This is a genomic window from Eisenbergiella porci (assembly GCF_009696275.1).
GTDB lineage: Bacteria > Bacillota > Clostridia > Lachnospirales > Lachnospiraceae > Eisenbergiella > Eisenbergiella porci.
In genome coordinates this window covers 51,771-63,994 of sequence record NZ_VUMI01000033.1, presented here as the reverse complement: position 1 = coordinate 63,994, position 12,224 = coordinate 51,771, and the positions used below count along the sequence as shown (strand labels likewise).

Genomic DNA, 12,224 nt, shown 5'->3' with positions numbered 1-12,224 from the left:
AAGGCTACGAATGCCTAAAGGGTGTGGATAAAAACATGAAAAGGGCGTAGCGATGTGGAAAATAAATATTTAAGTATAAAAGTATCGAGAGGATTATTTACAACCTGCCAGCGCCTTTCGGCGCTGCTTATTGATATAAAGCATTGCATCAAACCATGCATTCCAATGACTAACCGCGTAAAAAAGACCTATTGTAGCAATCGATGCCTTTGATAAGGGAAGCACCACCCTGCTCAAAATCTGTAAATCGTTGGCCCCGTCGATTACTGCCGCTTCCTCCAGACTTTTAGGAATTGCACAAAAGAAATTTCTCATAATAAGTAAATTCCACGTATTTACCATACAAGGCAGTACCATTGCCCATCTGGAATCAATCAGCCCCAGCCCTTTTACTAAAATGAAGGTAGGTATCAGGCCTCCTGAAAATAACATTGTGAAAAACACATAAGCGGTCAGAAAGGTACGTCCCTTTAAATTATTCCGTGATAAACCGTATGCTAAAGATATCGTAATCAGCAGATTCAGGGCAGTTCCGACAATAACACGAAATAATGTATTGCCATATGCCCTCAGGATATTTTTTCCGCTGGCAAACAGCATTTTATAGGCGGAGAAATCGAAATCCTCAGGAATAATGATAAAGGTTCCCCTTCTGGCAATTTCCGCTTCACTGACAAAGGATGTCATGACGACAGTAAATACAGGGATAATTATCAGAAACATAAAAATACACATTAAAATTATATCTACCGCCTGAAAAATATGTTCTCCGGAAAATTTCTTTTTCATTACCAGATCCCCTCCTGTCCCATTTTCTTCGTAATTTTATTTGTTCCTAATACAAGAACAAGAGAGATCAACGAAGTAAACAGATTGACTGCGGCAGCAAAAGAATAATTTTGATTCACCACGCCTTCCCGATATACATATGTACTAATGATATCTGCAGTAGAATAAACCTGAGGTGAATAAAGAAGCAGAACTTTCTCATAACCAAGATTCAGTATACTGCCTACTCTGAGAATCAGCATAATTGTAATAACCGGCATAATTCCCGGAATTGTAATATTCCACATACGTCGCATAACGCCAGCGCCATCTACCATTGCCGCTTCATACAATTCCTTATCAATGCCGGTCATTGCCGCAATAAACACAATACTTTCCCATCCGATGCTCTGCCATACCTCCGATACCGTGTAAATTGTTCTAAACCATTCCGGCTGTCCCAAAAAAGGAATTGCTTCCCCTCCAAACGCCGCAACAATTGCATTTACCAATCCCCCGTCCACAGTGGTCAGGGTTCGTATCATGCCGCAGACAATAACGGCAGACAGGAAATGCGGCAGATAGGATACTGTCTGTACTGTTTTCTTAAAATATTTGCCCTTTAGTTCATTGATAAGCAAAGCGAGAATAATTGATAGCGGAAAACTCCACACCAGAGAATAGATACTTAACAGCAATGTATTTTTTATTAATCTCAAACAATATGCCGATTTAAAAAATTTAATGAAATGCTTCAGTCCTACCCAGTCTGAGGTAAAAATTCCTTCAAGTCCCCAGAATGGCTTATAATCTTCAAACGCAATAACAATACCAAACATTGGCAGATAACAGAAAATGATATACCATAGCAGCCCCGGCAGTATCAGCAGATAAATAAACCGGTCCCGCTTCAAATAATACCATATGGGTTTCTTATTATGTTTCATACGCATTCTTCCTCGTATACAGGCAGCCGGTTTTCCAGCTGCCTGCTTTATTAGTTAAAAGCTTCCCTTAACAGAGAGAGGTTTTCATAGATTAGTTTCCGTGCAATTCATTGAACTGTCTGGTATATTCGTTTATATAATCCTCAAGGCCCATCTGATAGCATTCTTCAATAAATTTATCCCAGGTATCAAAGGTTCTTGTTCCATTTATGAATTTTACAAGTTCCTCGTCCTTGAAGGTATTCAGATCGTTCAGGGTGGGGATATTTTCAGCCAGGGCAACCGTATCCCAGTTGATACCGCTCTCAATACCAGGATTTATTGTCGCATCAAAATCATCCAGATGTTCCTGCAGCCAAAGATTTTGCATTGTCTGGATTCCATCCCCGTCATATTCCGTTGTCTGAATCTCAAGCGGCAATCCAAGAGAAACAAGGAAATCACGGGCATAGGTAGGACCGCCTTCAATCGGGAGCACAGCCTTATTTTTTTCAGCATCCTTTACCTCCGGATTATACTTCCAGTACTTTCCTTCCAGACCATACATTTCATTTGTGTAATTTTCCCATTCAAAAGACCATTCCACAAACTTCATTACTGCTTCAGGATACTTGCATTTGCTACTAATTAGCATGCCGCTGGTACCGCCCAGAGCCTTTGTCTGGATCAGATTACCGTTAGGTCCTGTAATACCGGATTCATTAATGCCGAATACATAGTTGTGTTTGTTCCTGTCAAAATCCTTCAGATTTTCTCGAAGAATAGGTTCGTTCACCATTATTCTTGAATACCAGATTGCGGACGCTCCCACCGCCCCCTTAGCAATCTGTTGTTTGATGGTATCTACGTCCATTGTAAAGCCTTCCTTATGGATAATGCCGTCTTTATACCATTGATTGAGTTGCTTCAGAAAATCCACATATCCGTCTGCAATCCATTCAGGTTTTACCTTATTATCGGTTTCATCCAGCCATTTGCCGTTTCCGGTTTTAACATAACCGCCTAAAAAGACGGATTCCACACGATCAAGAACATCCGTAGAGCCTCCTTTTTCTACGATCAACGGTATTGTTTCTCCATTTCCATAAGGATCAAGCTCCTTAATTTTATATAAATACGCATTCAACTCATCAAAGGTCTTCGGCATATCCATACCTGCCAGATCCAGCCAGTCATTACGCACAAATACCTGATATGGCGTTGTATCCGTCATTCTGGGGATTGCCCATATTGTACCGTCTTTATCCGTCACACCGCTCCAGGCTCCCCAGGGTTCCCACAAATCATATAAATCCTTGGCTTCCGGAGCTTTTACATAATCCGTCAACGGCAAAATAATACCATCCTTTGCATAATCGTTCCAACTGCCCCACCATGCATCAATCTGATCGCCCCCGGCCAGCAGAAGATTCAGTTTTTCCGTTGCTGCCGCGCCATCGGAAGGCGGCATAATTATTTCTACCTTAACACCAGTCTGATCAAGTATATAATCCTGCATCTCTTTATAAACAGATGTGTCGCTTCCGGCTTCCGCCCCGGCCACAGAAAATGCGCCCGAATTATTATATATTACGATCGTTGGCGCACCCTCATTGTTTTCTTCCGCCGCTGTAGAATCTGTTTTAGCAGACTGCTGCATGTTTTCTTCCTGCTTTTGAGTTTCCTGCCGTACTTCCGGCGCTTTTTGTCCACAGCCTGTCAATACCCCCGTAGTCATAGCTACAGTCATCAGCAATGCCAAAATACTTCTCTTCTTCATTTTCAGTACCTCCTCCAATTTGTTTTCTACCATAAAAATTTCTTCAACTGCAACGAATCGACTTTTCCGGAAATCCCCTTTTCATAAAATACATACAGCCCATTTTCATCAGCTGTTATATCGGCATACCCGCCGTTTTCATCCACCAGTTCTACTCTCTCCCATGTAAGCCCTTCATCCCGGCTCAGATATACTGTCAAATGAATCCTGGATGCATAAAGATATTCCGGATCCGCATTGGCGCAATTGACAAAACAAATAAACTTACCAGCTCTTACCATACTGCCAAAGCAGGTGGGATCCGGTAGTTTAGTTTCTGACCACACCCTGCGCAGACCGGACAAATATGGATCAGCAATACCCAGAACCCGACATTTTTCATATCTTTCATTTCTGAAATTAAACAAAAAGCTTCCATCTCTTCGCTCTACTACCGTAGTTTCGTTTGCATTCTCAATACCCTGAGTCATAAATCCTGCCTGCCAGTGTTTCCCTCTGTCATCACTGTAAATACAGCCGGCAGCAGAGGGAAAATGATCCTTTATCCTTCCCGTCTTTTCCTTATCGTTATGGACTTTGCCAAGCGCAAGCCAGACCGGTACTACAAGCTTTCCCGTACAGGAAACAATCCCATGGCCCGGTCCTGATGCGCAGACATTCCACTCCCATGGTAAATTCCGGAAGGTATCCGTGATCTCAACAGGTTCGCTGAATGTCTTTCCTTCATCCAGACTGTAACAATACCAGGCTCTTTCATAATTCAGGTGAAACAGAAGATGTATCAGCTCATGATCTGCAATAAGCACAGGATTGCTCCATGTAACTTTATCGCCTTTGGGGCCGCAGTTTATTTTTTTAGCCGGATAAATTGCCGGTTCAAAGCGCTTCCCTCCATCCAGGCTTCTCCTTACTGTCAAATCCACCTCTGCCCAGTCATTACCCGCTTCCATCCGGGACTCATAGGCAACCAGCAGTGTCTTTTTTTCAGTCACTACGATCGCAGGAATCCGATATTCCTGATAGGCGCCCTTTCCAAATGCTTCAACTACTGTTGTTTCTATCAGCTTCAATCCAAATCCCCTATCTTATCTAAAAGTTGTTTTTCCTGTTCCGTTATTGGATTAAAAGGTAATCTGCAGCTGCCGCATTCGATTCCTTTTCTCCCCAGCAGGTACTTTACCGCTGTAATATCCCGCACACAAAGCAATTTATCAATTATCCTGCATGCCTCATGCTGAACTTGCTCCGCCTCTTGCATATTTCCTAACTGATATGCATTCCAAATCCTTTTAAATTTCTTCAACATAAAGTTGTAAGTACTGCCGATTGCTCCATCTACACCCACAGGAAGCGCATAAAGAAAAGCCTCATCCTGTCCAAACATAATACGAAGTTCCGGATACTGCATCCTTATTCTTTCAAGCTCATAAAGGTTTGCGTCCGTATATTTTAAACCTCCGATTCTGCAGTTCTTCATGATTAATCCAAGATTAGAAGCATTAATAGATACACCTGAGTATTGGGGGAAATTGTAGACTACAAGAGGCAAATCAACAGCATCGGAAATTACCTCATAATACTTAACAATTTCGTCGAACTTGAAATCGTAATAAAAGGGCGGCACGCTTGAAACTGCGGCGGCTCCCACACTTTGAGCCTCTTTTGCCAATTTTGCAGCCTGCGCTGCTCCGATTTTTCCTACATGTGCCACAACAGGCACTTTTCCCTCCGATGCTTCTACAACCGCTGCAGTTATACGAGTTCTTTCTTCATCAGTCAGCAGAAAACACTCTCCCGTACTTCCGGTCACATAAAACCCATCTGCACCTTCTGAAAGCAGCAGCTTTACAAGTTTTTTCAATTCTTCAATGTTAACACTTCCGTCTCTGTCAAATGGTGTAACCAGAGCGGGTACAATTCCTTTTAGCTCCATTTTCTCTCTCCTGTTATTAGTTTGTTGTTCCATCTGTACTGTTTCTTATGACCAACTGAGGATGTATCAGACGGAAGCTGTCTGCATCTGCGCTTCCATCAATTAATCCCATCAGCATGGTTATCGCCTCCTTTCCCATTTCCATTGCTCTGAGGGATACCGACGAGAGGGAAACAGACAGTATATTACATAAATTACTGTCGTCATGCCCTACTATCTTCACATCTTTCCCAGGCTGTAATCCTTTTTCCTGTAATATGGAATAAAGCACGGTGGCCATCGTGTCATCAAAGCAGAGCACTCCATCCGGCCAGAATTCATCTTCGAATACAGCCCTGATCCGCTCCTTTAGTTCATCATCATTATAATTACCAAGTATCACCTTTTCTTTTTCTAAATAGTTTCCGCCATCACGAATCGCGGTTTCAAAGCCATAATACCGTTCAATTGATGTTGAGTATTTACGTTGTGAAAAATATGCTAATCTTGTACATCCCTGTCCGATTAAATGTTTAGTCGCCATATAGGCTCCATGATGGTTATTAACACCGACAAAGGGAACATCCAGCCCATCAATACTCCGATTACAGATAACGAAAGGAATCCCATGCCTCTTCAACTGCGAAAAGGTCTCAAAACTGAGTTCTGAATTGATTATAGGAATAATAATGCAACCGTCTGCTTCCATGTCCATCATCCGATGTATATTACTTTTCTGTCTCTCAGGGAAATTTTCACTGCTGGAAAGGACCACATTAATGTTATGGGCAGATGTATATTCCTCAATTCCTGAAATAAACTGCGGATAAATATCCCCCATAATCGAAGGGAGGATTACCCCTACATTAAGCATTTTTTGCATTCTCATGCCGGATACATAAGTACCGCTTCCTTTTACACAGCGAAGGTATCCTTCTTCCTCCAGTTCCGCAATTGCCTTATCCACCGTATTACGTGCCACTTCATATTTTCTGCTCAAAAAATTCCGGGAAGGTATTCTGCTGCCTGATTTCAACCCAGAAATTATCTTTTTTATTTCCTGCTTTACTTCCTGATATCTAAGCGGCATATTCAGATCCTTTCTGAAAAAAATGCATAAAAATTATGAATATCACACATATTTATGTCATATTTTCCCTGTTTTTTATTTATTTTGTCTTATATTGTCATTCTAATCAAAGAGGATCATAACGTCAATATGATTGCCTTTTATTACTCATCTTCTTTTATTATTGAACTATTTTATGTTTTACTGCCTATTTATAAGCAATTTCCGATATCATCTTAAAAAACATTCTATTTTGGTTGAAAATAAAAAGTCCTAATTCTGGATGCGTTTTCTGCAAAATTCAAATAATTATCATAAAAAAGTTGCTTCTATATCACTCTCAACACTGATTTTTCTGGAGTAGAGAGCCTGGAAGCATTGATTAAACATGGTTTTTCGATCCCCTGCTCATTTTACGTCTAAGATCAATCCAAGCTTCCCGATACCCGTCTTTTTCTCCGACTTCCAAACATATCAAAATGGGACAGTTGGCTTCTTCTTTAAAGTTCTGTATTTTTTCATCATAAACATCATCCCATCCCTCTTCAAAACGAAAACAATACCCTTCCTCTGTAAAATTTCATTCTCCTGTTCAACAATATATGCTCCTACTTTTATCTCACTTAGCAAGTCGTAAATATCTTCCGGAAGGCTTTCAAAAACAGGGAGAATGTCCATATCTATAGCAGACGCTCCCAGTTTTTCTTCCGAATGTTGGCATCACCTCCTTTTCTGGTTCCCATTTACACACTAACTAAAGAAAACGGCCATGTGAAATATTTCACTTAGCCGCTTCTTATCTTAATCTCTTATATCTCATTTTTGTCTAACAAATTTTCTGTACTGATTCATAACTATCTTTACTTTTTCAAAAAACACACGGCACCGTTGAATATAAATTTCAAAAATTAAGCAAAGACCCTAATCTTCCTTCAGGCAGCATTCGCAGCTTAGCCATAATTCAAGCCATAAAAGCAGCAATATATTTAACTATACATGGCTGCTTCTTCCTCATACACCGCAGTTTTTAATAAGCGAATTATCGTAAACAAAGATTTTATATATTTCCCTTGTTTTTTATTCTAGCGCTAATGGTTTATTTTGATTTTTCCCAGAAAAACCACAACGTTCGATCATTATCACAGTCTCAACTCCGGAAGTCCACGGAAACTGATCCAAAGCAACCGCTCTCCTAACCGCATATCCGTTCCCAAGAAACACCTCCAGATCCCGTACCAGACTGGTAGGCTTGCAGGATATATACACCAGCCTCTCCACCCCATATCTGATAATCTTCTGCAGCGCCCCGGGATGAATCCCGTCCCTGGGCGGATCCAGGATAATAAAATCCGGTTTTTCTTCAATCTCATCCAGCACCTTCAGCACATCACCGGCGATGAACTCACAGTTATTAAGCCCGTTCAGCTGTGCGTTCTTTTTCGCGGCCTCCACAGCCTCCTCCACGATTTCCACGCCAATCACCTTTTCCGCCACCGGCGCCATCAGCTGCGCAATGGTTCCGGTACCGCTGTAAAGATCATACACCACACAGCCTTCCTTTTTCAGTTCTCCGATGTACTCCCGGGCCGTGCGGTAGAGCACCTCCGCGCCATAGCTGTTTGTCTGGAAAAAGGAGAATACCGATACCTTAAACCTCAGCCCCAGCAGCTCCTCATAAAAATAATCCTGCCCATAAAGCACTTCCGTCCGGTCGCTTTGAACCACATCGGCCACGGAATCGTTTTCAATATGAAGAATTCCCGCAATTTTTCCCTCCAGCGGCAGTCCCAGAAGCATGTCCCGGAATGCAGCCAGATCCCTGTTTTCCTGCGTTGTAGTAACCAGTGCAATCAATATCTCCCCGGTATGGGAAGCCTTTCTCACCAGCAGATGCCTCAGATACCCCTGATGTGTCAGCCTGTGGAAGAAGGCCGCCTTCTCCGCGGTAAAATAATCCAGCGTCCCCTTAAGAATCCTCCGGTAGTCCTCATCCACAATCCTGCAGTCCCTCACAGATACAATATCATAAAAACTCCCCCTCTTATGCATTCCCAATGCCAGGGGCCCGTCCTTTACCTCATCCCCGAAGGAAAATTCCATCTTGTTCCTGTAGCCCAGCTGCCTCGGGCTTGCTTTTATCGGTTCCCAAACCCATGGCTCCTCCTGCCTGCAAAGCACGCTGTCCAAAAGCTCCTTTACCTGCTTTTCCTTCAGCGCCAGCTGCTTTTCATAAGGAAGCGCCAGATATGTACAGCCGCCGCAGCTTCCGAAATGGGGGCAGGGCGCTTCCACCTCATCGGGCGCCTGCTCCAGCACTTCCAGCACACGCCCCTCCCCTTTTCCTTTGCGTACCTTTGTTATCATCACGGAAAGCTTTTGTCCGGGAAGCACATTTTTTACCGTGCAGTACTCAGCCGCAGAAGCCATTTTTGTTGGGGAAGTTCCCATTGCAGACGCTTCCGCCGCAAATGTTTCTGTCGCGGACATTCCCGGAGCCGTTCCTTCCTCCCTGTCTTTTAAAGGCAGCAATTCCACATTTCCTTTATTGGGGAACTTCACGTCCCGTACGATTCCTTCTCTGACCTGACCTTTTTTCATATCGCCCTCTCACTTCTTCCATTCTGTATAATAAACTTCATAACTGTCCCATTACATCACAATTACATAAACATTAATAAAACGCCTAAAAAACGGGATGCCTCAGCATCCCGTCTCCTGTCGATACTTTACTTATTCTTCACTTGTTTCTTCATCATTCCCGGCATCATCTGCCTTGGCAGTATCTTCTGTTGTATCGGTGCCTTCTTCATCCTCATCTTCAAAAAATTCGTCGTCGAAATCATCATCAAAATCGTCGTCGAAATCTTCCAGATAATCAGGAGTAAGATAACGGTACACCGCATATGCAATTCCTGCTACCGCCGCAATGGCTCCGATAATTGCAAGAATCCAGAGAACTGTATTCCCATTGTCTTTCTTTTCTACTTTTTTGCCAAGGAGTTCGTTTACTTTCATCATTTCTAATACCTCATCCAGCTTTCCCATGCAAACCATCCTTTCTTCCCTGCTACTAGTATGCTTAAATACTGTTCTTATCATACCACTTTTTACATTGCTTTACTATAAATTTTTCATGAAATAAATATGAACTTGCCGTATCCATATATCAGTTCAGTTTACTGAACCGATACATTACGATGCCCGGGAAAAATATAATCCGGCCGTCAGGGCACAACAAACCGGTTCTCCAAAAACGGCTTCCCCTTATATCTTCTTCAGCTTTGCAAAAGCGGCATACATGATCTTCTGGCCCGCTTTATCAAAAAGAACGGTGACCTGATAGTCTCTCGGTCCGTCCACAATGTTGAGCACGGTTCCTTCTCCATATTTAATATGGCGCACCCTGTCACCAATACCGTATTCCAAACTGGCCTGTTTGGTTCCTGCCCCCTTGCTCAGTCCTGCTACTCCGGCCAGGCTTCCGATGCCCTGGGCAATGAAGGGCTTGTTTTCCGGATCGGTCCGTTTGGGCTTTACCACAGCTTTCGGCCGCCAGTCCGCCGCCTGGGAAGGCGCGCCCGCATAATTGCCGCCGTAAGGGGCCGTCTGGAATCTGGCGCGGCTTTCCGGCGTCTCCCTGTATTCCTCAAAATCCGTTTTTTTCTTGAATATCTGAGGCTTGTTATCCAGCAATTCCCCGGGGACCTCCCGGACAAACCGGCTGACCGGGTTGTACTGTGTCTCGCCGCGCAGCATGCGCTGTTTTGCACAGGTAATCGTCAGATCCTCCTTGGCCCTGGTGATTCCCACATAGGCCAGGCGGCGTTCCTCTTCCACTGCCGAAGGGTCGTCGGAGGTGATTGTCATGTAGCTGGGGAACACGCCGTCCTCCAGTCCGGCCAGATATACATGGGGGAACTCCAGTCCCTTCGCGGAATGCAGGGTCATGAGAAGCACCCGGTTATCCTCCGCATCCACGCCGTCAATATCAGCCACCAGCGCCACCTCTTCCAAAAACTCGCTCAGGGAGGGGTCGTCATGGCTGTCCTCATAAGCCACTACCTTACTTACCAGCTCGTCGATATTCTGGATACGATCCTCCGCATCCTCCTCGTCCGATTCCTGAAGCTCCTTCACATAGCCCGTAGTTTCGATGATATCGTTCATCAGCTCTTGCAGGCTGTAATATTCCAGCTTGCTGCGGAAGGACTGGATCATCATTACAAAGGGCTTCAGCTTTGCCGCGCTTTTTCCGATGCTCAGAATCTGATCGGCTTCCCGGAGCGCATCATAGAAGCTGAGTCCCCTGGCGTCCGCATATTCCTGCACACGCAGGATGGTGGTTGCGCCGATTCCCCGCCTGGGAACGTTGATGATGCGCTTTACCGCCAGATCGTCCCGCCCGTTGTCAATGGTCTTAAGATATGCCAGCATGTCCTTGATTTCCCGGCGGGAGTAGAAATTAACCCCGCCCACCACATCGTAGGGAATGCCTTCCATAATAAAACGTTCTTCCAGAATGCGGGACTGTGCGTTGGTGCGGTAAAGAACCGCGCAGTCCCTGAATTCCGCTTTCCCGTATTTTTTCTTCTTTCCGATTTCACCTGCAATGAATTCGGCTTCCTCATAGGCAGTGTCAAACTGGCGGAAATGAATCTGGTCGCCCTCTCCCTTTTCCGTCCACAGCGCCTTCTCCTTACGCTCCACGTTATTGCGGATCACCGCATTGGCTGCATCCAGGATGGTCTGCGTGGAACGGTAATTCTGCTCCAGCTTGATAACCTCCGCTTCGGGAAACACCTTTTCAAAATCCAGGATATTGCTGATATTGGCCCCGCGGAACTTGTAGATGGACTGATCGTCATCGCCCACCACGCACAGGTTCCGGTACTTGCCCGCCAGCAGGTGTATCAGCTCAAACTGGGCCGTATTCGTATCCTGGTACTCATCCACCATGATATAACGGAAACGCTCCTGATAATAATCCAGCACATCCGGGCAGGTCTTAAACAGCTCCACTGTCTTTACGATCAAATCGTCAAAATCCAGCGCATTATTCTTATGCAGAACCTCCTGATATTCCTTATAAACCTGCGCCGCCCTCTGCTTCGTGTAATCCCCCATGGCCTTCAGCTCATATTCCACCGGGGAGATCAAGCTGTCCTTTGCCGATGAAATGACGGATAACAGCGTCCGCTCCTTCAGCGTCTTGGTGTCTATCTGCAGTCGTTTGCAGATATCCTTCATGATATTTTTCGTATCGTCCGTATCATAGATGGTGAAATTATTCCCATAGCCCAGCCGTTCTATGTATCTGCGCAGAATACGGACACAGGTGGAATGGAAGGTGGATACCCAGATGCTCTCCGAGCCAAAGCCCACAATATCGTCCACTCTGTCGCGCATTTCCCCCGCCGCCTTATTGGTAAAGGTAATGGCCAGGATATTCCAGGGGTTGACCCTCTTTTGTTCTATCAGATAAGCAATGCGGTGGGTCAGCACGCGGGTCTTCCCGCTTCCCGCACCGGCAAGTATCAGCACCGGGCCGTCCATGTGGTAGACCGCCTCCTGCTGCCTTTCATTCAAAGTATCATAAATGCTCATATTATTTCTCCATTCTCGCCTCTTCCGTAAATCCATGCTCTCTATTATATCGGAACATGCATTCGATGTCGATAGAAAAAAGGGGAATTTTTTATAAAACCAGTCTGCCAAACCGGTTGGGAAAGCCGGAAAAAGCTGCCGGGAATCATCTCCCGGCAGCCTGCC

Annotated in this window: 10 protein-coding genes; all 10 read right to left on the bottom strand. The window is 44.5% G+C overall.

The window, feature by feature from the left end; all coding sequences use genetic code 11:
- Window positions 1–93 precede the first annotated feature (93 nt).
- Window positions 94–789 (bottom strand): carbohydrate ABC transporter permease, encoded by a 696-nt coding sequence (locus FYJ45_RS18575; protein WP_235930881.1) that lies wholly within the window; start codon window positions 787–789, stop codon window positions 94–96.
- Window positions 789–1,715 carry an ABC transporter permease gene (locus tag FYJ45_RS18570; RefSeq protein ID WP_320620560.1) on the bottom strand — a complete coding sequence of 309 codons (927 nt, stop codon included), beginning with the start codon at window positions 1,713–1,715 and terminating at the stop codon, window positions 789–791. The genes FYJ45_RS18575 and FYJ45_RS18570 overlap by 1 nt, the downstream gene beginning before the upstream one ends.
- A 91-nt stretch (window positions 1,716–1,806) precedes the next feature.
- Complete coding sequence (locus FYJ45_RS18565) at window positions 1,807–3,474, bottom strand: type 2 periplasmic-binding domain-containing protein (protein ID WP_195841883.1); 1,668 nt, start codon at window positions 3,472–3,474, stop codon at window positions 1,807–1,809.
- A gap of 26 nt (window positions 3,475–3,500) precedes the next feature.
- Window positions 3,501–4,544 (bottom strand): sialidase family protein, encoded by a 1,044-nt coding sequence (locus FYJ45_RS18560; RefSeq protein ID WP_154466494.1) that lies wholly within the window; start codon window positions 4,542–4,544, stop codon window positions 3,501–3,503.
- The gene (locus FYJ45_RS18555) at window positions 4,541–5,407 is read right to left on the bottom strand and encodes an N-acetylneuraminate lyase (RefSeq protein WP_195841882.1); all 867 of its coding nucleotides are present in this window, start codon (window positions 5,405–5,407) and stop codon (window positions 4,541–4,543) included. The genes FYJ45_RS18560 and FYJ45_RS18555 overlap by 4 nt, the downstream gene beginning before the upstream one ends.
- 16 nt (window positions 5,408–5,423) lie before the next feature.
- Window positions 5,424–6,476 carry a GntR family transcriptional regulator gene (locus FYJ45_RS18550; protein WP_154466490.1) on the bottom strand — a complete coding sequence of 351 codons (1,053 nt, stop codon included), beginning with the start codon at window positions 6,474–6,476 and terminating at the stop codon, window positions 5,424–5,426.
- 453 nt (window positions 6,477–6,929) lie between these two features.
- Window positions 6,930–7,133 carry a hypothetical protein gene (locus tag FYJ45_RS18545; RefSeq protein WP_154466488.1) on the bottom strand — a complete coding sequence of 68 codons (204 nt, stop codon included), beginning with the start codon at window positions 7,131–7,133 and terminating at the stop codon, window positions 6,930–6,932.
- A gap of 399 nt (window positions 7,134–7,532) precedes the next feature.
- On the bottom strand, window positions 7,533–9,053 hold the full coding sequence (gene rlmD, locus FYJ45_RS18540; protein WP_330588744.1) for a 23S rRNA (uracil(1939)-C(5))-methyltransferase RlmD: 1,521 nt from the start codon (window positions 9,051–9,053) through the stop codon (window positions 7,533–7,535).
- A gap of 132 nt (window positions 9,054–9,185) precedes the next feature.
- Window positions 9,186–9,500 carry a hypothetical protein gene (locus FYJ45_RS18535; protein WP_330588743.1) on the bottom strand — a complete coding sequence of 105 codons (315 nt, stop codon included), beginning with the start codon at window positions 9,498–9,500 and terminating at the stop codon, window positions 9,186–9,188.
- A gap of 219 nt (window positions 9,501–9,719) precedes the next feature.
- On the bottom strand, window positions 9,720–12,059 hold the full coding sequence (gene pcrA / locus FYJ45_RS18530; protein ID WP_154466484.1) for a DNA helicase PcrA: 2,340 nt from the start codon (window positions 12,057–12,059) through the stop codon (window positions 9,720–9,722).
- Window positions 12,060–12,224: the final 165 nt, after the last annotated feature.